22 protein-coding genes and 1 pseudogene are annotated in these 24,450 nt (G+C 40.6%); 12 read left to right on the forward strand and 11 right to left on the reverse strand.

The window, feature by feature from the left end; all coding sequences use genetic code 11:
- The first annotated feature begins 46 nt into the window (after window positions 1-46).
- Window positions 47-817, forward strand: a complete 771-nt coding sequence (locus WA1_RS11250; protein ID WP_017748375.1) for a TIGR03943 family putative permease subunit — start codon at window positions 47-49, stop codon at window positions 815-817.
- Between the two features lie 116 nt (window positions 818-933).
- Entirely contained in the window at window positions 934-2,442 is a 1,509-nt protein-coding gene (locus WA1_RS11255) for an Ig-like domain-containing domain (RefSeq protein ID WP_017748374.1), read from the forward strand.
- Here the strand turns inward: WA1_RS11255 and WA1_RS11260 are convergent.
- The 8 genes from WA1_RS11260 to WA1_RS11290 all read right to left on the reverse strand — a co-directional run bounded on the left by WA1_RS11260 (window position 2,434) and on the right by WA1_RS11290 (window position 12,311).
- Complete coding sequence (locus tag WA1_RS11260; protein ID WP_026135202.1) at window positions 2,434-2,622, reverse strand: hypothetical protein; 189 nt, start codon at window positions 2,620-2,622, stop codon at window positions 2,434-2,436. The genes WA1_RS11255 and WA1_RS11260 overlap by 9 nt on opposite strands.
- Window positions 2,623-3,183: 561 nt before the next feature.
- Window positions 3,184-3,495, reverse strand: a complete 312-nt coding sequence (locus WA1_RS11265) for a hypothetical protein (protein ID WP_017748372.1) — start codon at window positions 3,493-3,495, stop codon at window positions 3,184-3,186.
- A gap of 707 nt (window positions 3,496-4,202) precedes the next feature.
- On the reverse strand, window positions 4,203-4,970 hold the full coding sequence (locus tag WA1_RS11270) for a Uma2 family endonuclease (RefSeq protein ID WP_017748371.1): 768 nt from the start codon (window positions 4,968-4,970) through the stop codon (window positions 4,203-4,205).
- A 95-nt stretch (window positions 4,971-5,065) separates the two neighbouring features.
- Entirely contained in the window at window positions 5,066-5,770 is a 705-nt protein-coding gene (locus WA1_RS11275) for a Uma2 family endonuclease (RefSeq protein WP_017748370.1), read from the reverse strand.
- A 200-nt stretch (window positions 5,771-5,970) separates the two neighbouring features.
- Window positions 5,971-7,419 carry a UDP-N-acetylmuramoyl-L-alanine--D-glutamate ligase gene (gene murD / locus WA1_RS11280; RefSeq protein ID WP_017748369.1) on the reverse strand — a complete coding sequence of 483 codons (1,449 nt, stop codon included), beginning with the start codon at window positions 7,417-7,419 and terminating at the stop codon, window positions 5,971-5,973.
- Between the two features lie 84 nt (window positions 7,420-7,503).
- Window positions 7,504-9,654 carry a glycine--tRNA ligase subunit beta gene (gene glyS / locus WA1_RS11285; protein WP_026135201.1) on the reverse strand — a complete coding sequence of 717 codons (2,151 nt, stop codon included), beginning with the start codon at window positions 9,652-9,654 and terminating at the stop codon, window positions 7,504-7,506.
- Between the two features lie 116 nt (window positions 9,655-9,770).
- The gene (locus WA1_RS56845; RefSeq protein ID WP_158516627.1) at window positions 9,771-9,923 is read right to left on the reverse strand and encodes a hypothetical protein; all 153 of its coding nucleotides are present in this window, start codon (window positions 9,921-9,923) and stop codon (window positions 9,771-9,773) included.
- 45 nt (window positions 9,924-9,968) lie between these two features.
- The gene (locus WA1_RS11290; protein ID WP_017748367.1) at window positions 9,969-12,311 is read right to left on the reverse strand and encodes a WD40 repeat domain-containing protein; all 2,343 of its coding nucleotides are present in this window, start codon (window positions 12,309-12,311) and stop codon (window positions 9,969-9,971) included.
- Between the two features lie 350 nt (window positions 12,312-12,661).
- Here WA1_RS11290 and WA1_RS11295 point away from each other — a divergent pair, with 350 nt between their 5' ends.
- Both WA1_RS11295 and WA1_RS11300 read left to right on the forward strand, forming a co-directional pair.
- Window positions 12,662-13,165: a deaminase domain-containing protein gene (locus WA1_RS11295; RefSeq protein WP_017748366.1), complete on the forward strand. Its 504-nt coding sequence runs from the start codon at window positions 12,662-12,664 to the stop codon at window positions 13,163-13,165.
- Between the two features lie 103 nt (window positions 13,166-13,268).
- Window positions 13,269-13,922 (forward strand): hypothetical protein, encoded by a 654-nt coding sequence (locus WA1_RS11300; RefSeq protein WP_017748365.1) that lies wholly within the window; start codon window positions 13,269-13,271, stop codon window positions 13,920-13,922.
- Between the two features lie 130 nt (window positions 13,923-14,052).
- Here WA1_RS11300 and WA1_RS11305 read toward each other — a convergent pair whose 3' ends face one another.
- Window positions 14,053-14,484, reverse strand: a complete 432-nt coding sequence (locus WA1_RS11305; protein ID WP_017748364.1) for a PIN domain-containing protein — start codon at window positions 14,482-14,484, stop codon at window positions 14,053-14,055.
- Window positions 14,474-14,758: a ribbon-helix-helix domain-containing protein gene (locus WA1_RS11310; protein WP_017748363.1), complete on the reverse strand. Its 285-nt coding sequence runs from the start codon at window positions 14,756-14,758 to the stop codon at window positions 14,474-14,476. Before WA1_RS11310 ends, WA1_RS11305 begins: the two co-directional genes overlap by 11 nt.
- 388 nt (window positions 14,759-15,146) lie before the next feature.
- Between WA1_RS11310 and WA1_RS11315 the strand changes: the two genes are divergently transcribed.
- The 8 genes and pseudogenes from WA1_RS11315 (at window position 15,147) to ptsP (ending at window position 23,501) form a co-directional block, all read left to right on the forward strand.
- Window positions 15,147-15,359, forward strand: coding sequence for a hypothetical protein (locus tag WA1_RS11315; RefSeq protein ID WP_017748362.1), 213 nt, complete (start codon window positions 15,147-15,149; stop codon window positions 15,357-15,359).
- A gap of 23 nt (window positions 15,360-15,382) precedes the next feature.
- Window positions 15,383-15,589: an effector-associated domain EAD1-containing protein gene (locus WA1_RS56850; protein WP_272819424.1), complete on the forward strand. Its 207-nt coding sequence runs from the start codon at window positions 15,383-15,385 to the stop codon at window positions 15,587-15,589.
- 30 nt (window positions 15,590-15,619) lie between these two features.
- On the forward strand, window positions 15,620-15,964 hold the full coding sequence (locus tag WA1_RS11320) for an effector-associated domain EAD1-containing protein (RefSeq protein WP_017748360.1): 345 nt from the start codon (window positions 15,620-15,622) through the stop codon (window positions 15,962-15,964).
- 94 nt (window positions 15,965-16,058) lie between these two features.
- Window positions 16,059-16,379, forward strand: coding sequence for a hypothetical protein (locus WA1_RS11325; RefSeq protein ID WP_017748359.1), 321 nt, complete (start codon window positions 16,059-16,061; stop codon window positions 16,377-16,379).
- A 175-nt stretch (window positions 16,380-16,554) separates the two neighbouring features.
- A complete protein-coding gene (locus WA1_RS52590; protein WP_017748358.1) occupies window positions 16,555-16,713 on the forward strand; it encodes an SDR family NAD(P)-dependent oxidoreductase in 159 nt (52 codons plus the stop codon).
- A 210-nt stretch (window positions 16,714-16,923) separates the two neighbouring features.
- Window positions 16,924-17,661, forward strand: a pseudogene (locus WA1_RS11330) (DUF3891 family protein); the annotation flags it as partial.
- A 741-nt stretch (window positions 17,662-18,402) separates the two neighbouring features.
- Entirely contained in the window at window positions 18,403-20,826 is a 2,424-nt protein-coding gene (locus WA1_RS11335; RefSeq protein WP_158516628.1) for a sensor histidine kinase, read from the forward strand.
- A 122-nt stretch (window positions 20,827-20,948) separates the two neighbouring features.
- Entirely contained in the window at window positions 20,949-23,501 is a 2,553-nt protein-coding gene (gene ptsP, locus WA1_RS11340; protein WP_017748355.1) for a phosphoenolpyruvate--protein phosphotransferase, read from the forward strand.
- Window positions 23,502-23,547: 46 nt separating this feature from the next.
- Here the strand turns inward: ptsP and WA1_RS11345 are convergent, their stop codons facing one another.
- On the reverse strand, window positions 23,548-23,937 hold the full coding sequence (locus WA1_RS11345; RefSeq protein ID WP_017748354.1) for a hypothetical protein: 390 nt from the start codon (window positions 23,935-23,937) through the stop codon (window positions 23,548-23,550).
- Window positions 23,938-24,450 lie beyond the last annotated feature (513 nt).

The raw sequence follows: 24,450 nt of genomic DNA on the forward strand, positions 1-24,450 counted from the left end.
ACCAGTGACCAGTGACCAGTGACCAGTGACCAGTGACCAGTGACCAATGACTTCCCAAAATCGAAAAGCAAAAATCAAAAATACATTACTACCCTGGTTGGATGTTTTAGCACTGACAGCTTGGGGAGTTTTAATTCTAAAGTATTGGTTGACTAACAAACTCGTCTTATTAATTCACCCTGATTACTTTTGGTTGGCAGTAGCAGGTGCTATAGGACTGCTCGTTCTCAGTTTCTTAAAAGCGGGGCAACTTTTACAACGAAGACGAGGTGAGGTTACTCCCGATATGCAACATTTTACTGTTTTTCCGCCCGGATTCGGTAGTATTTTGCTGTTGATTGTAGCAATTCTGGGATTAGCGATAACACCGCGTGTCTTTGCCAGTCAAACAGCACTTCAACGAGGTGTGACGGATTTTGTAGGAACATCACGCGTCCAACCTCAAGCTTTCCGTACTTCTGTCCGTCCGGAGGAGCGAACTTTAGTAGACTGGGTCCGCACGCTTAATGTTTATCCAGAACCCGATGCGTATACGGGACAAAGAGCTAAAGTACAGGGGTTTGTTATTCACCCACCGGAACTTGGAAAAGAATATTTGTTCATAGCACGATTTGTGCTCACTTGCTGTGCTGCAGATGCTTATCCTATAGGATTACCTGTAAAATTAAAGGAACCTCGCGATAAGTATCCACCCGATACTTGGTTGGAAATTGAAGGGCAAATGGTAACAGAAACCATAAAGGATAAGCGCCAACTTACCATCGCAGCTTCCTCTTTCAGAAAAATCTCTCAACCAAAAAATCCTTATAGTTATTGAAGTTAGTGGTTTGGTGTAGGACAGGCGAGACGCCTGTCCGGAGTGAGTGGTTAGCAGTCAAGAACAACCAACAACTAACAACTAACAACTAACAACTAACAACTAACCATCGACAAATGACTACCAAAGCTTTTTTCAACCCTATAGATCGTGTTGCAATATCGTTCTTGCTTATCCTTAGTCTGCTGACAGGGCTGTTGATATTACAAGGTGATGCGGTCAAACCTAGCGTCAGGCATTTTAGTTGGGAAAATCAAAAAATAGGCGCAGATGATTCTTCTTTCGCCCTCACTTTTAGTCGTCCCATGGATACAAAAACGGTTGAGGAAAATTTGAAGATCGATCCACCTTTAGCAGGTAAAGTGAGTTGGGCGGGGCGGCGAATGGTTTACACGTTGCTCACACCAGCTCCTTATGGAACTAACTATAATGTCAAATTACAAGGCGCAAGAGATAAATTTTTGGAACAAGAAGGGAAAAACAGGTTGATAGAACCTTTCACAGGTACTTTCCGCACGAGAGATCGCGTTATCCTTTATGTAGGAGCTGATAAAGAAGATAAAGGGCAGTTGGTTCTTTACAACTTGACTCAAGAGCAAAGAAAAGTCCTGACGCCTAAAGATTTAATTGTCATGGACTATAAGCCATTTCCAAATGGAGAGAAAATTTTATTTTCAGCTCGTGCTAATACTCAGGATTTAACCTCGTCTCAACTATACACTGTAACCACAGGTATTTCTGCAATTTCCAATAAAAAATCAGAACCATCTAGTAAAATCAATCTGATTTTAGATAACAAAGAATATCAAAACCTGAAATTTGACTTATCTCCAGATGGTCAAACTATTGTTGTCCAACGAGGCAAAAAAGATGACCCCGGTGACTTTGGGTTGTGGTTTCTGCCTGTAAACAAAAAAAATGATGGTGAGAATTCTGAAGAACAACCAGTTCTGAAACGCTTGCAAAGTCAACCTGTAGGAGACTTTGTTATTACACCAGACAGTAAAGCTGTAGCAGTTGCACAAGGGCAAGGTGCGGCCATACTACCATTACAAACGGATGCTAGCAAACCCTTAGATTTTTTACCGCAGTTTGGTCTAGTGCAAGCTTTTTCTAAGGATGGTTCTCAAGCAGCAATGGTTAAGTTTAATACGGACTACACAAAAGATTTGTTTTTGGTGACTAACCAGGGCATTCAGAGACAATTACTACGTACTCCGGGATCGATTCTCAGCTGCCAGTTTGATACTGCCTCACCTACTCTGTATTGTTTGCTGACCCAAATACTACCAGGCGGTCTGTATCAAGAGCAACCATACTTAGTCGCGATCGATCTTAAAAGCGGGCAACAGAAACCTCTCATGGTACTTCCTGCAGAGCAGAGGAACGTCGAAATGAGTTTAGCACCTGACGGGTTGGGATTGCTGTTTGACCAAATTGTGCCACAATCAACTGCTACGGGTTCCTCGCCTGCAAATCTATTGACGACTGATGACGGTCAAGCAATATCTACTAGCCGTTTGTGGCTGATGCCTTTGCTACCTATCTCTGACCCCTCTGCATCTGTTGATATTAAGCCAGAACAGCTTCCTCTAGTGGGGTTTCATCCACGTTGGTTACCATAAACTTTCACGTGACTCTTGCCGAATCAAACCAGCCATTGCAGCTTCTTGTAAAGTCATAAAAGCGTTGAAATCTTCTAAGTCATATTTTGTTCTTAAAAGTTGCCGTAGTTGTTCTTCTGTCGCAACACTAAGAAAACCAGTTATCATAACTTGTCTAACCAGATCGCGAATCAATATCATACACACACCAATGGGTTTAAAAACAACCATGCCCAGAGCCGATGCTTTGCTCTAAGTATTTCTCATGAGCAGACGGGCTGTTTTATGAAAATTTTAACGAATCTTTATAGAATTTGCACGAAAAATTTTATTATTGAGAATTTTAGGGATTTCCAAGAAATAAACAATCCCAGATTGTGGGGCGGGCGAGGACGCCCGCCCCTTACTAACGGGCGGGACGCCCGTTCCACAAGAAATTTTTGGAAACTTTTTTATTTGGAAGTCCCTTACCTATAGCAATCCTATCTGATTTTTGGAAGTCCCTTACCTATAGCAATCCTATCTGATTTTTGGAAGTCCCTTACCTATAGCAATCCTATCTGATTTGTGAAAAAATCTAAGTACTTGTAGGTAGGGCTAAAGCCCACTCTCTAAGGCTTTTCTGCGGCAAAGCCCTACCTACGTGTATTTCAAAAATCAAATAGGAGTCCTATAGAGCGTTCCTTTTGCCTTCTGCCCTATTTCTTCTGTCTTCTTCAAAAAGACTCAAAAACTTTACTTCACCAATTACTGTCTGAAAAATTATCTAAACTGAAATATTTTTTTTCTCATCTTCTGAAAAAAATTGATTTTCGCTTTAGGTTCATCATTAACGTAACTGGGCAAAGAATCAGCTAATTTCTCAATCAAGCTTGCTAAAAGCAAAACACTTTCTTCACTGCTGATACTTGGGTCTAAGTGTTGTTTAACAGCTAGTATGTACTTATTAAACGCACCCATTAAAACACTATAATTCTCTGAAGACTGAAACAGTAAAGTCTGCAACTCTTGGTTAAAATCGTCAACCTTACCATTTTCTAATGAGATGTATATATCCTTTGATTCAGTTTTCATATTATAATTTTCCCTACTCGAAAAACATCCATTTTTTAAAAAGTTAAGTGTCAGACAGGCAACATAAGGTTAACTTGTCTTTTCTAAGTTTGCTATTTTTGCTTTTAGATTGATACCCCATGATAAATTTTTACCACCTTATAGTAAGGATTATCAAGTTAATTGTTGAACTTTGCTAAGACTTTACGATGCCTGTACAGGACTATATCGGAAAACCTTGATTTAACTACTGTCATCATCAATGAGCAGTTGTTTTAGCGATACTATTCCTTTACAAAAAATTCATATTTTCTCCATATATTTGTCCTAAGTAACAGGTAAAAACCCTGTTTGACAAAAGTATTTGACAACACAGGGTTTTAAATTGATTGTTGTTGCAGCATTTAATGAGTTATCGGTAAACTACAGAATAATTATGCAAAATTTCTGAGATTTTTACATAACTTTACAAAATTCTTTTTCAGAAAACTCTTATCTAACTTTGTCATATCATGTCCAGTTGATTAGTTATAAAAAAGGATATCTGTGCAAAAGGCTGAAATCCTCTTTCCCCCTACCTCCTGCCCCCTGCGGTCTTTATGATAAGTCTTGAACCGGACTTGATATCATGGGACAATTAGGGGGAGTATCCTACATAGAAAAATGCGGTAAGTACAGTCTAACAAAGGCGATCGCAATTCTCCGTATATGCCACGCGTGGATTTGGATTAAAGCGTTGATGGGTCAATGCCCATTTCTCGTAACTTCTGTGCCATGCGTTCAGCTTTTTGCCGCTCTTCATCTAGTTGATATTCTACTTGTTCTGCACGTTGGCGCTCCTGTTCTGCACGTTGGCGCTCCTGTTCTGCGCGTTGCTGCTCTTGCTGTGCGGCTTCCTCAGGAGTGAGTAATAACTGTCCTTCATCTGTAAAGAAACGTAGCTGAGACTGAGCTACACCCAAATATAGGTTGAGTTGCTGACTCCACAGCCACCCACTGGTGTTGGGCTGGAGTTCCTGATATTGCCCTTCAACCAAATGGAATCCTTTGAATTCCAGACTCAGTGGGTCAAACCAAAAATAGTCTAGAGTGCGAAAGATATCTTGGTAAATTTGCTTTTTTAACCCCCGGTCTGTTGCTGCTGTTGTTGGTGAGAGTATCTCCACAATTACATTGGGATACTTGCCTTCTTCTTCCCAAACTACCCAACTTGTACGCAGTTTGCGCTCGGTACCCAAGACCACAAAGAAGTCTGGACCGCGAAATTGTTCCGATTTGCGCTGGCGTGGACTGTAGTAAATGGTGAGATTGCCACAGGCATAGAAATCTTGGCGTTCGCGCCACAGCCATTCCAAGCATTGAATCAGCAGCATCATTTGCCGTAGGTGCAGTTCACTTTCCAAGGGCGGTTCATCACTCAGTAAATTACTTGGTGGAAATATAACATTTTTTGACTGTAATTCTTCTGAGATGTTTAACTCTTGAGCAAAAGACATGGCAATCCAGGAATCAACACGAGTAGAGAAATGCGATAACTACAGTCTAACAAAGGCGATCGCAATTCTCCATATATGCCACGCGTGGATTTGGATTAAAGTGCTGATGGGTCAATGCCCATTTCTCGTAACTTCTGTGCCATACGTTCTGCTTTTTGTCGCTCTTGTTCTGCTTTTTGTCGCTCTTGTTCTGCTGCTTCCTCTAGAGATAGTAATAATTGTCCTTTATCTGTAAAAAAGCGCAGTTTTGACTCATATACTCCCAAATACAAATTCAGTTGCTGACTCCACAGCCAACCAGAGGAGTTAGGTTGGAGTTCCTGATATTGTCCTTCAACCAAATGGAATCCTTTGAATTCTAGACTGATTGGGTCAAACCAGAAATAGTCTAGAGTGCGAAAGATGTCTTGGTAAATTTGCTTTTTTAACCCCCGGTCTGTTGCAGCTGTTGTTGGTGAGAGAACCTCCACAATAACATTGGGATATTTGCCTTCTTCTTCCCAAACTACCCAACTTGTGCGTGGTTTGCGCTCGGTACCCAACACTACAAAGAAGTCTGGACCGCGAAATTGTTCCGATTTACGTTGGCGCGGGCTATAGTAAATGGTGAGATTGCCACAAGCATAAAAATCTTGGCGATCGCGCCACCACCATTCTAAACATTGAATCAGCAGCATCATTTGCCGCAAGTGCAGTTCACTTTCCAAGGGCGGTTCATCACTCAGTAAATTACTTGGTGGAAATATAACATCTTTTAACTGTAATTCTTCTGAGATGTTTAACTCTTGAGCAAAAGACATGGCAATCCAGGAATCAACACGAGTAAAGAAATGCGGTAAGTACAGTCTAACTAATAAAGAACGGGCAAGGATGCCCGTACCACATTCTGGAGGTCAGAGGTCATTGATTAAAGTAAATCTTAAATCGCCAAATGTATTGTGTGGTTTGGGTAGAACCGAAATGACACCTAATAATTTGATGAAATGTTGGGTTTCGTTCCTCAACCCAACCTACAAATGTCCAAACACGATCGCCTGAAATGGTCGCCCCGTTGTTCAAAATTGGCGTATTGGTCGAAACTCGCACACGCAGGAGATAATAGAACCACTGCGGCTTGATACTGTTTTGCCAATTCTGCCGATCTGGAAACAGCCCTATCCATTGTTTCTACAATCTCATAGCTATGATACCCTTCTTGTTGCAAACGTTGGGCAAATGTGGGCGCTGCATTACCAATCAGTAATACAAAAGCGGCTTTGGCTTTGATTTTTGCTAAAAAACCTGTATCGTCGCCAGCTTTAGCTTCTCCACCAGCGATTAAAATGAGTGGGCTTTTCACAGAGGCTAAACCCACTTCCGCCGCATCATAGTTTGTTGCTTTGCTGTCGTTGATAAAATCAATACCTTCCCAAGTACAGATATGTTCGAGACGATGGGGAACGCCGGGAAATTCGCGGATAGATCGAGCGATCGCATCTTTATCAATTCCCGCTAACCTTGCTGCAGCGACTGACATTAACAAATTTTGCAGGTTGTGTTCTCCTACCATTCGCAACGTGGAGGCTTCTACAATACGTTCATCTTCTGAAGACGCGCCACCTTTTGTCTCTACAACCCAACCATCTTCAATATAGTAACCTTTAGAGTTTAATAAACTATCCTTCCCCGTGATACTTGTCCAATAAGCACTCGACCAATCTTTTTCTCCCACTTGTCTCAAGTATGGATCGTCACCATTAAACACTTGCAACTCAGATTGCTTGAGTAAGTGAGCTTTGATGTTGTAGTAGTTTTCTAATGTTTTATGACGACTGAGGTGATCTGGCGTAAAAGTTGTCCAAATGCCAATTCTGGGTGCAACTGAAGCTGATGATTCTATTTGATAACTGCTTAGTTCTGCTATTACCCAATCTATTTGATTTTGGATTTTGGATTTTGGATTTTGGATTTGAGAGTCTGGATTTTGGATTGAAGTTTCTCCCCCATTCCTCTCAAGGTATAAGGCAACTTCACAAGCTGCGTAGCCAATGTTACCGCAAGCCGGAGCATTTAAGCCTGCTGTTTGAAAAATGGCAGCAATTAGGGATGTTGTCGTCGTTTTACCGTTGGTACCCGTGACTGCAACCCAGGGTATCGATCGCAAGTGTCTCCAAGCAAGTTCCATTTCGCCAATGGTTTCTATCCCCATTTCTCGTGCCTTAATTAATGGAGGTATATCCCAAGGCACGCCGGGACTCACAACGATTAACTGGGGTAAATCTGATGAATTGAGTTCTAGCGAATACCCCAGTTTTACAGCGATCTGTTCTGCGGCAAGTTCTTGTTGTTGTTTCAGGAGGTCGGGGGAAGTACTGCGATCGCCCAGATCTACCTCCCAACCATCCCGTTTCAACAATCTCGCCGCAGCAATACCGGACTTTCCTAATCCAATTACATGAGCTCGTGGCATAGACTGTGGCAGAGTCTCCCTGGTCAAGCTCTCATATCCTAGCGTTTATTGGTAATTTTTACACAGTTTTTTTCCTAATTTGTGCTACAAGTTTTTGACAACAGAACCAAAATCTGCTAAGACACGGGCATGATTGCGGAGTAGCCCCAGTAAATTTAACCGATTCTGTTTGATTTGGGGGTCGGAATCCATAACCAATACGCTATCGGAACCGTCAAAAAAGTTGCTGACTGTGGTCGTAATCTTCTCTAATGCTGTAACCAACTGTCTGTAATTTCTTGACTCTTTAGCCGCTTGCGTTTGAGGGACTAAATCTACAATGCCATTGTAGAATGCTTCTTCTGAAGGTTTTTGGAAAAGGGAAGTGCGAACTACTGTTGTTGGGTCAAGCTGTTGTGTATCCAAATTTCCCTGTGTTGCCAAACGAGCCGAACGGTTGACTGTTTCATAAATCTTATCCAACGTACCATCATTCCGGATTTGTTTAAGGAACAAGGCGCGATCGCGAACATCCAATAAATCCTTTAATGACCTTTCCGCATATTCTGGGTCATTTTCTCCCAAAACAGCATTTACCAAGTCATAATCGATTTGTTTTTCTTCTTGTAGCAATGTCCTAATCCGTTGCAAGAAGAACTCTTCTAGAGTCGTCACTAATTGCTGTTTGTCTTTGTTATATGCCTTAACAAAATCTGTAGCAATTTGCTCTAATAACTGTTGTAAATTAATTGGTAAGTTTGCCGCCCAAGTAATATTAATAACAGCATTGGCTGCTCGTCGTAAAGCAAAGGGGTCAGAAGAACCTGTAGGAATCATCCCTAATCCAAAGATACTGACTAACGTATCAAGCCTATCTGCCAAACCAACAATTTGACCTGTTAAAGTTTGGGGTAAAATATCATTTGCCCCTCTGGGTAAATAATGTTCAAAAATTGCTGTTGATACTTCTTCTGATTCTCCACTCGCTGCGGCATATTTTTGTCCCATAATTCCCTGTAATTCAGGAAATTCATACACCATTTGAGTGACAAGGTCGGCTTTGCAAAGTAAAGCCGCTTTGAGAATATTTTCTCTCTCGTTTTCTTTTAATTGTAATTGTTCTGTAATTTGCTGGGCAATTTTACCAATCCGATCTACTTTTGCACGTAAAGAACCTAAATCTTCTTGGAATGTGACTTTTTCCAATTGAGGCAAAAAGTTTTCTAATGGCTTTTCTAAATCTGAGTTGTAGAAAAAGCGACCATCATACAAGCGAGCACGAATAACTCTTTCATTTCCTACAGCAATAAGTGCTGATTTTTCAGGATTGCCATTGGAAATAGTTATAAAATATGGTAATAACTCCTTAGCGTTAATTGTTTTAAAGACAGGAAAATAACGTTGGTGACTCACCATAACAGTAGTAATCACCTCAGTTGGCAGGTTCAAAAACTCAGATTCAAATTTACCAACGACGGCTGAAGGAAATTCTACCAGATTTGTGACTTCCTCTAACAAATCTGGGTAAACTTCTGCATAACCATTTAACTTTTGTGCTGACTCTTTGACTTGCTGTGTAATGGTATTTTTCCGTTCTTCAGTATCTACAACAACACCAGCAGAACGCAACACGTTGACATAATCAGTTGCTTTTGTAACTGTTACTGGTTGCGGATGCAAAACCCGATGACCTTGTGAAATGCGATCGCTTGTTACCGACTCAGAACCATTCTCTAACTTAATTGGTAAAACTGCCTCATCTAACAAAGCGATTAACCAGCGAATGGGTCGAGAAAACTTTTGCTCTCCATCGCCCCAGCGCATCAACCGCTTACCCTCTAAACTCCAAATCCACTCCGGTACAAGTTCTGTTAAGATTTCTGCAATTGAGCGACCGGTGATAACTTTCTGTACAAAGACAAAATCTCCCTTATCTGTGGCGCGAACTTCCAATGCATCAAGTTCCACACCTTGCTTTTTAGCAAAACCTTGGGCTGCAGGTGTTGGTTTGCCATCTTTGAATGCAGCTTGAGCTGGTGGTCCCTTAATTTCTTCCTCCCTATCTAGTTGTTGAGAAGGTAAACCTTTGATGAGAACAGCTAACCGACGGGGAGTACCGTAAACTTCCACAGCATCGTAAGTGAGGCTGTTGGTTGAGAGTGTTTTTGGAATGTGCGATCGCCATTGAGTCAGAGCATCACTCAGAAAACTCGCAGGTAGCTCTTCTGTCCCAACTTCCAATAAAAACGCCTTCATCCCTTTATTTTCAATATTTTCTGCCATTAATTTTGTTTTGCTACATAAAATAATGTGGTTTATCAGTATATCGCAATAACTACTGTATATATTGTTACTTTCGCGTTACACAATGATTATCCACCATATATACTATCAGATCCCCGACTGGAAAATGGGGAGCGGGGAGTGGGGAGTGGGGAGTGGGGAGTAGTTCCTTCGTTCCGAGTCTGTGTCAGAACCCCGGTTTCTTTAAAAAACCGGGGTTCTAATTTCCGCTTACTGGTCACTGGTCACTGGTCACTGGTCACTGGTCACTGGTCACTGGTCACTGGTCACTGGTTACCGTTTAACTGCCAAATTTTGATTGTTTTGTCAGAACTACCACTGACGATAAATTTACCACCTGGACCGATCGCAATGGAATTCACGACTGCGGAATGTCCAGAAAAAGTTTGTAGCAATTCCCCCGTCTGCAAACACCAAATCTTGATTGTTGTGTCCGCACTAGCGCTGAGGATACTTTGCCCATCTGGACTAATGGCTACCGATTTTACCTCATCTGAATGCCCAATTAAAGTATGGAGGACTTGACCACTATCTAAATGCCAAATTTTTACAGTTGTATCAGTACTACCACTGACAAGAATTTGTCCATCTGAACTCATAGCTACCGAATTGACAGCACCTGAATGTCCGCTAAAGGTATGTAATGGGTCTCCTGACCGTGGATTCCACAATCTTATTTTGTGGTCACTGCTACCGCTTGCTAAAATCGTACCATCAAAGCTAATAACAGCACCATAAACGACAGATGAATGCCAAAGGGTACAAATGCGATCGCCTGTTTGCAAGTTCCAAATCTTGATTTTATTACTCCCTGTCGCTAAAATTTGTCCATCAGGGCTAATAGCTATACAGTTCACTGGTTTTTGATGTCCCAGCAAAGTGTGTAGTAGCTTACCTGTTGGAAGATACCAGACTTTAACGTTACTTTTAGGATGCTCGCAACTACCAACAGCCAGAAAATTTCCATCAGGGCTAACTGCAACAGATGAAACTTCTCCGATATTTCCTGTCAGCGTGCGAATAACTTTACCAGTTGCAAGATTCCATACCTTGATAGTTTTATCTGCAGAGCCACTGACTACAGTCAGCCCATCAGGACTCATAGCAACTGATGTAATTTTGTCAGAATGTCCGGTTAAAGTGTAGCTTAAATTATAAGCATATTCCTGTTTTCGTTGTGCTTTGAGGTTAGCTATGATATTCAAAAGGGCTTCAACATAGGCCATACTTTGACTGTCGCCAAGCATAGCAAAACATTGTTTTAACTTTTCAAGGTATTCTTCATCTTGTACCCTCACGACAGATCGCATGACTTCTAAAGAATGATTTCCTGGCTGATGGGGAACTTGACGCAGTCGCAACCAAGCGTTGATGGAATAGTCAGCTTGTTGCTTTGCCCAACTGCGATCGCTTAAGTGAGATAAACTTTGAGCTAGTTGCAAAGCTAATTCAGGAATCCAGTAGTCGCGTTCTATCTCTAAAGCTTGGTAAAGTTGCTTGTAACCTGTTGCGATCGCTTGTAGTGTTACGACATCAAGATTATCTTCCAGCAAACCGGGCAGCAATTCTGGTAATAGAGGAGGAACATCGTGGTATATTAGGTGGTAAGAATCTGTGACCCAACTTGCGGCTAGAATGTGACAGGTAACCAAAACCTGGCACAGTTTTTCAAGGTCTTGACGATTCACTTGGTATTTTAAGGATAATTTACTGACGTCAATTCCCTTAGCTTTCCATCTTTCCTCCTTTTCCAACATTTCTAAGTTAGCAGCGTTGTCTTGACCGAGACTGTTAATGACCTCTAAATCTTCTCCCAACGATATCAGTTCATCTCTCATGCGTCTCCACTCTAAAGCACGGTTTTTCGCTGATTGATAAACAATTTCTTTGAGTGGAAGTTGAGCAATTGTTTTATAATAGTAGTTATCTTGTCCAATTCCCCAGTAACCAATGCGGAAATTGAGATAATCTCCACTAGCCTCAGACTCTAAAATCAAAATAGGCTCTGTTTTTAACATTCCATACAAAGCTTTGATACTGGATTCGCTGTGAAAACGTTTGCTATTCCATGCTCCTGCTAAAAACTCTGTTGGTCTAACAGGATTGTGAAGGGAATAATAGTTGTTGAGAAAATCTCGCACTCCTTCAGCTAATTTTAACTCGATATCTAAAATATCTTCTTCACGGCGATCGTACTTATCAAATTTGACTTTAGGAGGAGCAAGGAAAATTTTGAGCGGAGTGCGTTTATTTTGAGAATGAGACTCTAAAATTTGTGAAGGTGATAATCGCAAAGGCCAACTATCAAAAACTTTATTGACTTCAGGTAACTTAAGTGCAGTTTCACGCTGATATGTTGCTAGCTGTAATTGTGCTTTATGATGATCGACTGCTAACTGTTGTTGCTGAATTTTTTCTTGCTCGACTTCTCTTCCATAACTCATGCTTTGACTTACATTGCTGACAGTCTGAAGGACTTGCTGAATTTCCTCTGAAGGCATAAACTTTGTTAGAGAGGAACTAGCTTCACTTCTTTTTTCTATAAAATTTGCAATCACAGGTGCAAACTCTAATACAAGTTGAATGAGTATCTTTAATCCGGGCTCCATAAATAGATGTTTGTAAGATAATTATCATTGAATGATGGCTAAGATTTACTTCAATGATAGCTTTGTTATTTCCCGGAGAATTTGTGAGCAGTGACAAATTAGAACCCCGGTTTCTTAGAGAAACCGGGGTTCTGATACTCAATTATCATATCCCTTGCAGTATTGACCAGTGACCAATGATCGAGACTGACTGTTGCTATGGAGATGGCGATCGCGGTACAAAAGGCGTTCCAACATATGATGGGTGTGCTTTGCGGTAATATTGATAGCACCTTTATCTGAGGGAAATGGTTAAAACAGTACCTAATGCAGGTGCTGCACAAAGCTATTCATGAGATTTTCAGGTAATAATGACACCAAATACCACTTACTATCCTGCTTACATAGATCTACCTGAAGAATTGGTTCAAATTAAAGCTACATTGAAAGCAACAGCTCAACAAGTTAGGTTGCAGTATATTCGACGGGGTAAACTAACCAGTGGAAATGTTGCTGTTTCAAAGCTTGTTCTTTCAACTGATAAGAGTTACGAGCTAAAAGCCACAAGCAAGGCAGAACCTTTAAATATACCTGGTCAAGAAGGGGGACTGAACAAATATTATGAACCGCATTATGATACTGTAGGCGATCCACCCTATCCTAATGAAGCTCATGCAGAATATAAGGTATTCAATGCACTTACTCAAGCAATTGAGGAAGATGGGTTGACAGAAGACGTAGAAGGAACACTATATCTTTACACTGAAAGGGATATGTGTCCAGGCTGCGTGATTTCCTGTGAACAAGATTTTCAAGGCAAATTCCCTAAAATTAAAATAATTGTCTTCTCTGATATTCCTTACCAAAAAAAATAAATTACCTTTATAATTGCAAAGAGCGGTAATCAAACATCCTCTAAGAAAAAATGTCTTGGAGAACTGATTGGAAAAATTAATAATTATGATAGAGAGTTAAGAAATGAAAACTTTTGCTGGTTACTATACAGAATTCAAATTGCCTCAAGATTTTGAGCTTCCGAATAATTTGCTTATCATAATTCGTGAAGTTTGGGATAGAAAATATCGGGATTTATATGAGAATGGGAGAAAGTGCAATGTAGAAGAAGCATTTGAAGAGATTATGCAAACTTTTGGAATGCCTATTAATACTATTGAACATCAGCGCTATGTATACATGGCAATGGGAATGGCGCTTGCAGCCCAAGCTACCTTAAAACATTACTTTCCTGACGACTCAAGACCAGATATAGTTATAGCAAAAGTCAATAACTGGATAAAAAATGGTGTTGAAGTACCCGATGATTTTGCAGATACTTTATTCCCAAATATAAATGAAGGAGGAATGTATCAAGCAGCCGATGAAGCATATAACATTTTTTATGGATTACTAAAAACTTTAAATAAAGAATCTGCTTATGAAGCAATTATAGATATTTTGTACGATGCAATCACAGGCGATGCAATTTCCCCTTTTGCAGCAGCCAAGAGAGATTTATTCAATTGGTGGATAATTGATGTTGTTCCTTCAGCATATTGTCTCAAACTCCCATCTAATTTATATCAACGAACGTCAGTATTTCCAAGCCTAAGTGAGCATTTGCCAAAAAATTGAATTAATTAGTCACCGGCAAGAGTTAATTGAAGTAGTTTCTTAGATGAGTGGGTCGTTTACTCCTGAATTGAAAAAAATTCTTTTAGAAGCGGGTTGTTACTTTGAACGCTTGGCAGAATTATCATTTAAATCACAAGCCCTCCAATAGAGGATTAGTAAATCGTACACCTTCAATCATGGAACCGACGTTAAAGTCCTCGCTGTAAATCTCTGAAATTTGATTAAGTCTTGCTGTTGCCCAAATTTGGGCATCCCAAAATGCAAAGTTATGAACTTCAATTCCTCGAATTGCTTCTAGTGTGATAAGTTGGGTAATATCTACCACATGACAAGCACTCATATAATTACGTATTCGGGCTATAGCTTCAGCAGGAGAAAGAAGAGGTCGTCTAACACGAGTTGTTGCCATAAAGAACTCACCCATCACTTGAGTACTAATGACTGCACGATTTGCTTGAATGAGTTGGTTAACAACTGCAAGTGCCTGATTTTGTTTACTTAAATCACAAGGATCGTAAATGTAAACCAGAATATTGGTATCTAGTAAAATCCTACCGTTCATAAAGGTCTTCTCGCTGCCAATCTCTTCCCCCTGGTAGGGCAGATCTATTTCTAATGCTATTGATAAAGGTTTTTTCAGCTTCCCATGCAGCGATATTTGTTTGGGGATTAGTAATAGAGCTAATGTGTAAATTTATAGCTTGACGAATAATTTCAGCCTCGCTGACACCTGTTTGTTGGGCAATTGTCTTTAGCAGATGGTCTTGATGAGGTTCAATATAAATTTGCTTGCGGATTTTACTGGACACAGCTTTGTCAAAAAGTAATGTATACATTATTATATACACAATACATTAACAATGTGCAAATAAAATATCAGTTGAACCAGAGGATTAACAGTGACTAGTGACCTATGACGAAGATTGTAATGAAAATACTCTTTTCCCGCAAGAAGATTACTTACAGGCGCAGGTAGGACTAAAGCCCACCAACAAAAATTGGTAATTTTAGAGCGTGAAGCAAGTAGTAGCTTATTATACTGCTGAAGTCTTCATATTGCCAACGTTCTCTAAATATGACGAAAAGCCATGGGTATTGTCCCTACCTTAAATAAGTATTAATATTTAAAGCAGGAGTTAGGAATGAATGGCAGATGTTTTGTATTAAACAATGATTGCTGCTTTCGGTACGTTAATTTAGCTTTATTTGCTCAAACAATCATTTATGTCTGCCAACTACTACACTTATCACATTTACGTTCCTGACTCGCAGCTTGTAAGAGTTACAAAGTTCGCTCGCGACAATCAACGTCTTACAGAAGCGGCTGGCAAATTTCGTAGCGATCGCTCGATAGATAAAATCAGGACTTACGCAAAAATTGCTAGAAACCTTGATTTATCGAACCGCCAAGACGCCAAGAGCGCCAAGAATTCGTAGAGCGTGCGTAAGTCCTAAAAATAATTCATGCTTTTCCAAAAAAGGATGACTTGAAAATCATGCTGAGTAATGCGTTAGGGTGGGATTTAGAACGAGTAGCTGGTGGAAGTAACGATGAAGAACTTGTGTTTAATCTTCTGAGATGGGCTGAATCTAGAGAGCAAATAAAAGAACTCTTCGATGCTGCAAAAAGATCTAACCCAGATAATCCCAAATTACGTGATTTTTAGTTGTAAGTAAGTTATGTTCAAATGATAGAGATGGAACTAACAGGTAAGCAAAAACAACAATTTCTTGAGGCTTTAATTCATGCTTTTCCAAGTAAGGATGGCTTGAGAATGATGCTGAGTTGTCGGTTAGAGTGGGATTTAGATCGAGTAGCTGGTGGAAACACCCTTAAAGACATTGTATTTAATCTCCTGACATGGACTGAATCTAGAGAACAGCTAACACAACTTTTAGAAGCTGCGCTCGCAGAGAATCCTTTCAATCCTAAATTAATAAAGCTGAGAAAATCTTATTTAAATCCTATTAAAGAAGATGAAATAAACAATTTGAAGTTGATTTTAGGTAAAGACGATCATCGACGAACAAGCCACCGCTAATCGCACTGCTGAAAATCGCATTTGCATTCCCGTCCTCAAACCAGCCTTAGAACCTTGGTTTGATTTAGCCTTAGTGGTTGATGAAAGCAAGTCCATGATTTTCTGGAGAAAAACAGTTCAAGAATTGCGAAAGCTTTTGGAACACTGTGGAGCGTTTCGGGATGTGCGAACTTGGGGATTAGTCACAAATCAAAAAGGAAAGGTTGTTCTGCAACAAGGAGTAGGTAAAAAAGCACGTCGTCGCCGTCTCTACGATCCCCGCGAACTTATTGACCCCAGTGGTCAGCGTCTTATTTTAATCGTTAGTGATTGTGTCTCTTCTATCTGGCATGATGGAAAAGCCATATCAGTTCTCAAAGCATGGGTGAAGCAAAACCCTGTCGCCATTGTACAGATGTTACCAGAATGGTTGTAGTTGAGAACGGGGCTGAGTTTGGGAGCAATCTTAAGATTGAAATCAGCAACGCCCGATTTTCTGGCGATCGCACACTATATTAACAAAACCTTCCTAAAGATAGATGAAATTCAAAGCCGCACCCTAAAACATGAACGAGTAAAGAATCTTAAAAGACTTTTTAAGATGTATTGTTATGAACCGAGTTAAAGATAAAGTGGCCATTGTTACAGGTGGCGCGACTGGTATTGGTAAAGCCACTTGTATGCTATTAGCCAAAGAAGGCGCACTCGTTGCAATTACGGATATTAAAAACGATGAGGGTCAAGCGATCGCGCAATATTGCCATGTTTGATGAGCAACAGTGCAGACAAGTTATAAAACTTTGTTTTTTGAGAAACGAGCAAGTAGAAACTGGGGATTGATTTTTAATCCCGCAGTCAGAGTGCAAACTAGCTATTGCTGGGTGTAAGTTGAGTGAATGGATGTGTTCAACTTTTAACTTATGCTGCACCGTTTCACAGAACTTGGGTTAATTTGCATTACCCAACCGCATCACGCTTGGCTTGCGGGTCAATTAGCGCTCCATTGGGGTAATAAACAATTCGGTACATTGACTCCAAGAGTTGAAGTTTGTCTTGGTGCAGAAATTCACGATATCGGATGGTTGGGGTGGGAGCGATCGCCAACCTTAAACCGAGAAACTGGCTATCCGCATAAGTTTACAGAACTGAGCACACAAGTACATATCGATATTTGGTCAAGTGCCAAACAGCTTGCGATGCCAATGGGAAGGTATGCAGCATTACTTGTTTCAATGCACGGTACGGGGCTGTATGAAAGGTTTACAAGCTGGCAAAATTCAGCTTCTTCAATTCAAATCGTGCAGGATTTTTTAAACCGCGAATACGAATTTCAAGAAAAACTTATTAATACTTTGAGTCATGATGAATACTACGCACGGTATGCAACACGAGAGGCGATCGAACGCAACCAAAAGCTAGTAGCAACTTGGGACACTCTCTCAATTCTTTTGTGTCAGGGATTTGTCGATAAACAAGAGGTCACTCAAGTACCAACAGTTGATGGCACGATCGCACTTCAATTAACTCTGAGAGAAAATAAAAACAATCTCTCTCAAATTACAGTCTCTCCTTGGCCATTTGAGCAGAGTGAGGTCAATTTGGTTTATGAAGGACGGCTTTTATCATCGACTTTTCATGACGAAAAAACAATGCGAGACGCTCTGATGGAAGATTGCTGGGTAACTTTAAAGACCACATTAAAGCCAGGTAGGGATTAAATTCAAAAATATAACTATTTCTTGAAGATAGAATAAACCGCTCCTCCCCTTTATCAGGGGAGGTTGGGAGGGGTAAAAAATATTTGATACATTAATCATGACTTTTCAAACATCCTCTGAGAACAAGATGTTTCCTTACACATCGTTATACAGCAATGGCTGTCAGTTTTCCGGTTTTAGGAAAAAGTGAGAGTGCAACTCAATAGGCGTTAGTGCGATCTGTACTTCGGGTTTTGTGGAGGTGAGAGCGATCGCACTCGCCCTCTTTCCTCTGCGTACTCTGCGCCTCTGTGGTTAAAATCTTCTCCCAATACTACAAGGGCTCTCGAATTTTTGTGGGTTGGAAAAACCCTTGGAGAAACTCAACAAATACTTGTAAATGTTGGGTTTCGTTTAAATGTTGGGTTTCGTTCCTCAACCCAACCTACGTATTTTCGGATTTTTACGTAAAACCTACGCAGTATTGAATCTTCTCCTTCTTTGCGCTCTTTGCGTCTTTGCGGTTCATTCAAATCAGTAATTTTCGAGTGGGACAGTAACAATGCTTGTTAAGTTACCTGAATTCCTGGGAACCATATATCTGACACTTGCTAGAAACCGTCATATATTAAAATGCCGTTACAAAACCAAGCACAAGTTTTATACAAAAAATTCTTGATAGTTTTTTTACCACTATCCGCTTTGCTTGCACTTGTACTAGGGGGTCTCTACTACGGAAAAATACGGGCGGAGAAAACCGCCATGAAAATCAGTGAAATCCGCAAAGTAAAAATGCAAGCTAAAGTCATAGTAGGAAACTTTAACTTGGTTGTCTCGGACTTGATGGTTCTCTCAGAACAAATAGAACTCCAAGAAATCTTGGAAGGAGCCAAAGAGCAAAGCTCAACACTTGCTGAAGAATTTTTATCTTTTTCCCAACATAAAAAACTTTACGATCAAATTCGTTTTTTAGATACCACAGGTCAGGAAATCGTGAGAGTGAATTTTAACCGCGATCGCCCAAATATAGTCCCCAAAGATCAATTACAAGTTCAACTTAAGCGCTACTGGTTCAATGATACTTTACATCTGAACAAAAGAGAAGTATTTGTGTCGCCCTTAGACTTAAATATTGAAAGAGGAAAAGTTGAGCAACCACTAAAGCCGATGATTCGCTTTGGCACTCCTGTTTTTGATAGTCGCGGGCAAAAACGGGGTATCATCATACTGAACTACTTTGGTAAAAAACTGCTTGACTCTTTTGCTCAAGTGAGTTACGACACACCAGGTCAGTCAATGCTGCTCAATGCCGATGGATACTGGTTAAAGGGAGCAAAGTCTGATGAGTGGGGATTTATGTTTCCCAATCGTCAAAACCATACTTTTGGTAAAGTGTTTCCTGACGTCTGGAAGCAAATATCTCAAACAGAATCAGGACAACTACAAACTCCTGAAGGATTGTTTACCTACACAACAGTTTATCCACTAGCAGAAGGACAAAAATCAAGTACGGGTTCGGGACAAGCTTTTACACCCAGTCAAAGTCAAATAAATTATCAAGCATACTACTGGAAGGTTGTTTCTCAAGTGTCAGCAGACGCTTTCGACCTCAAGTCTAATAAGTTGTTGATTGAATTATTATATCTTTATATCGGATTGGTAATGGCAATTGGAATTGGTTCTTGGATACTAGCCAAAGCCAGTGTCAATCGTCAGATAACTGAGATAGAATTAACAAAATCTCAAGCTCGTTTGCTAGAACTTGCAGAACGAGAAAATTTACTAAAAAGATGTCTATCAAGCCATATTCGTAACTCGCTAGAACTCAATACAATTCTGAGCACAGCCGTTGCTGAAGTTCACAAACTCCTTCAGATAGATCGATGTCAATTTTTGTGGTGTCATATAGAAGATGAATGTATCCGATTTGAACTCAGTCATGAAGCTTGTCGTGCTAATTTGTTGTCCCCAGTTGGTTACTCTCCTATTGAGAAAGTTGAAATATTGAGCCAAGGAATTATTCAAGAGAAGTTTCTGCAATTGGATAATGTTTTAACAGATGCGCGATTGGATAGTGTCAGCCGGGAATTTTTGTTAAGTTTGGGATTGACTTCTTTACTAGCAGTAGCTATTTACACTCATTCCCATCGGTTGGGAGTTCTTGTATGTCAGCAAACGAAATCTGCTCATATTTGGAGCGAGAATGAGGTAGAACTGATTTTGGGAGTAGCAGATCAATTAGCGATCGCAATTGACCAAGCAGAGTTATACAATCAAAGTCGTGCGGCGACAGAGGCTGCTACCATCCAAGCAGAACAACTGGAAAAAACTTTACTTCAACTACAACAGACTCAAGCCCAACTTATTCAAACTGAAAAAATGTCTAGTTTGGGACAACTTGTGGCTGGGATAGCGCACGAAATTAATAACCCAGTTAACTTTATTTATGGCAACTTAAATCATATCAAACAAGATGTGGCTCATTTGCTAGAAGTCATAAAACTTTATCAAAAAGCTGATGTTATTCCCACTCTTGAACTACAAGCTTATCTTGAAAATATAGATCTAGATTTTATCACAGAAGATTTACCGAAAATGATTGCTTCCATGAAAATGGGTTCTGATCGCATTCGTCAAATCGTTATATCTTTGCGGAACTTTTCTCGGATAGAAGAAGCAGAAATGAAATCTGTCAATATTCATGAAGGCATAGAGAGTTCTCTGTTAATATTGCAACACCGTCTTAAAGAAAAAAGTCACAAAATTGAAATTAAGATTATTAAAGAATATGGCAATCTACCCAAGGTAGAGTGCTATCCCAGTCAACTCAATCAAGTCTTTATGAATTTGCTCAATAATGCTATTGATGCTATAGAAGCACTACTGGTAAAGCTCCCTTTATCAATTAACAACCAAGGACAGATTGTTATTTGTACTGAAATGTATGACTCCAAAAATATATCTGTAAAAATAAAAGACAATGGAGTCGGTATGAACGAGGTAGTGAAAAAAAGAATTTTCGATCCTTTTTTTACAACGAAACCCGTAGGCAAAGGAACTGGATTGGGTTTAGCTATTAGTTACCAGATTATTGCAGAAAAACATCGAGGAACTATCGAGTGTCTATCGGAACAGGGAAAGGGTACAGAGTTTTGGATTAAACTTCCCGTTCAACAAAATGGTTAACAATAAGGAATATTACATCAGGAAGTGATGTTACAGTTTTTTGATGCGTCTTAGAACTCTTTCTGCTTTAATCTCTGTATGTGGTTAGGTTAAAGCTAATTAAGAGAGTTGACGGGGTTAGCGTGGTTGGAATTGTCATTGTCTCTCACAGCAAACAACTGGCAGAAGGAGTCCGGGAACTTGCAGCACAGATGGTTCAGGGTAAAGTCCCTCTAGCTATTGCTGCAGGAATTGACGATCCAGAAAATCCGCTAGGTACAGATGCCATGCAGGTTTACGAGGCGATCGCATCAGTTTACAGTGATGAAGGTGTCGTCATTTTAATGGATCTGGGAAGCGCTTTGATGAGCGCGGAAATGGCGGTAGAGTTTCTTACTATGGAACAGAAACAGAAAGTGCATTTGTGTGAAGCCCCACTCGTTGAAGGAGCAGTAGCCGCAGCAGTAGCCGCCGCGTCTGGTAGCAGTATACAGCAAGTGATGGCTGAGGCGAGGGGATCATTAACGGCAAAAGCCATCCAATTAGGTGTGAATACCAGTCCATCATTTGTTAGCAGCCAAGGACAAACAACAAATGACACTGGACAAACAACAAAAGAAATACACGTAACTATCCGTAACAGATTGGGATTACATGCCCGTCCAGCATCTAAATTTGTCTCAACAGCAGCTCGATTTCAATCTCAAATTTTAGTATCTAATTTAACGAGAAGAACAGAAGCAGTCCGTGCTGACAGTATAAACCAAGTCGCCACATTGGTTGCACGTCAGGGACATCAGTTAGCGATCGCAGCCACTGGTACTGATGCAGATGAGGCGCTCAGCGCATTGCAGGAACTCGTTGAAAGTAACTTCGGCGAGCAAGAAACTCCCCACTCCCCACTCCCTACTCCCCACTCCCTACTCCCTACTCCCTACTCCCCCCCTCACTTCATACAAGGCATACCAGCTTCTAGTGGAATTGCTATAGCACAAGTTTTTCTTCATACCGCAAATCCCATTGATGTTCAGCAATATCACGTAGATGATGTAGAAACTGAATGGCAGCGTTTGCGGGTCGCCATTCAAATTTCAAAAGAAGAAATTCAGTCGCTGCTTTCACAAGCATGTACTCAAATTGGTGATGCAGAAGCTGCAATCTTTGATGCCCATCTGCTGTTTTTAGAAGACCCCGTACTGTTAGAGGCGGTTCACCAACGCATCTTTAGACAACATCAAAATGCAGAAGCTTCTTGGCAAGCAGTTATTGAAGAACTGGTGAATAACTATCGTACTTTTGAAGATCCGTACTTACAAGAGCGAGTTGCAGATATAGTAGATGTAGAGCAAAGGGTGTTGCGTCTGCTGACTGGATTTCAATCTCACATCAGAACTTCTGATTCCTCTCCAGATAATCTGAATCCTTCTGAACCAGCTATTTTGATTGCCGCAGACCTAAGCCCTTCTGAGACAGCTAGGCTAGACCCAACAAAAGTGCTGGGTATCTGCACGACGAATGGCAGTGCGATTTCTCACAGCGCCATTATAGCTCGGAGATTGGGTATTCCGGCAATTGTTGGTTTACCAGAAGAAGTTATGCACTTAAGTAATGATGCGATCGCAGCACTTGATGGTGATAGTGGTAGAATGTGGGTCAATCCAGAATCAGATGTCTTAAATGCACTCGAAGTAAAGCGGAATACACAGCAAGCTGTTCACCACGAAGGACTAGCAACAGTATTTAGTCCGGCAGTAACACGGGATGGAAGACAGATTGATGTATTCGCCAATATAACAGGTATAACAGATACAGAAGAAGCATTAAGATTTGGAGCAGAAGGGGTCGGTTTGTTTCGCACGGAGTTCCTTTATATGGAACGAATCGCCCCTCCTTCTGAAGAAGAACAGGAATTGATTTATCTAAGTGTTGCACAGCAACTTGGCAACCGTCCGTTGATTATTCGGACTTTGGATGTAGGGGGAGATAAGCCAATTTCTTATTTAAATTTGCTATCAGAAAATAATTCCTTTTTAGGTTGGCGTGGAATTCGCTATTGTCTGGATAATCCCGAAATTTTTAAACCTCAGTTACGGGCAATTTTAAAAGCCAGTCCCGAACACCAAATGAAAATCATGTTTCCGATGGTTGCTACTGTAGAGGAAATACAAGCAGCTAAGGCAATGCTGGCAGAAGTACAGAGTGAATTACATCAAGCAGGTATTCCCTTTGATGAAAAAATGGAAGTGGGAATTATGGTAGAAGTTCCTTCAGCTGTTATGATTGCGGATAAACTCGCTGCTGAGGTTGACTTTTTTAGTATTGGAACCAACGACCTCAGCCAGTATGTTATGGCAGCCGATCGCACCCATCCACTCGTAGCAAATTTGGTAGATGCCTTTCACCCTGCGGTGTTGCGAATGATTCAACAAACTGTCCAAGCTGCACGTACAGCCGGGATTTGGGTAGGATTATGTGGTGAACTGGCATCAGACCCCCTCGCAACACCGCTCCTACTGGGATTGGGGCTGAATGAGGTCAGCCTGAATCCTCGGTCTATTCCTGCATTTAAGCAAGCGATCGCTCAGTTGACTGGAGACCAAGCAGAAGCGATCGCAGCCTCCGCATTGCAACAAGATTCTGCAGAAAAAGTGAGAGCTTTACTCAGTAGGGAGTGGGGAGTAGGGAGTAGGGAGTAGGGAGTAGGGATTTTCATAATGAGTGATGAAAATTTTTGCCTTCTTGTTAAAATCTGATTCCCAATTGCCCGTTGATTCCTCGCACAGAATTGTAACCTACACCCACAAAAACGTTATCAGTAGCCCTTGTCTGAACTCCACCAGAAAAAGCAACACCCTTATCTTCCGAATAGTACCCCAATCCCACATATGGTGAAATTACAGGTAAAGGAATAAACTTGAGTACATCTACGCCAACTGCACCATCAGGGCCAACACCTAATTCAGCCCCAAGATTTAAAGCCCTTGCACCAACAGAATAAGTAATATCACCTTCTTTGCTACCCACTGACACCCAGGGTTGTGGTACTAGTTGAGCACAAGCACTTTGTGGAGCAAATAAAGCCAACAAACTCACTGATGCCAACAATGTTTTTCCAATAACTGTTATTTTCACATTTCACTCCTTCACTTTTTGCCAATTTACTCTGAACACTGAACCCTGATTAACTAGTCACTGGTCACTGGTCACTGTTAACAAGACGGAATTTGCCATGCACTGGTGCCTGAATAGTGAAAAAATATTTGCATCGATCGCCCTACGGTAATTTTCGTTGCAAAATAAAAAATGCTCTGCTAAATACAGAGCAAGATTCAAATACAAAGCTGGGTACATTGCTAGCAACTTGTTAAAAGTTGTTGGCTGAATTTTCCAAATCGAAAATTTAATTTAGGAATTACACATAAATGAATTATGGCGCTTTTGCATCTCCGTTACTTGCGCCCAAAAGCATACTACTTGTAGGAATCACTGAGGCGTGAATCTTCAGTTTCTAGACCAATTAAGCGGTAAATAAAATCAAAAACCTTTTTCATTGCTAATTCCTCAATTTCGAGTTGTTTCACACTATCCAAAGTACAGTCAAAAAATGAAGAACTTGTGGAGAACACCCAGCAATTCTAAATTTAA

It is taken from the genome of Scytonema hofmannii PCC 7110 (assembly GCF_000346485.2).
Classification (GTDB): Bacteria; Cyanobacteriota; Cyanobacteriia; order Cyanobacteriales; family Nostocaceae; genus Scytonema; species Scytonema hofmannii.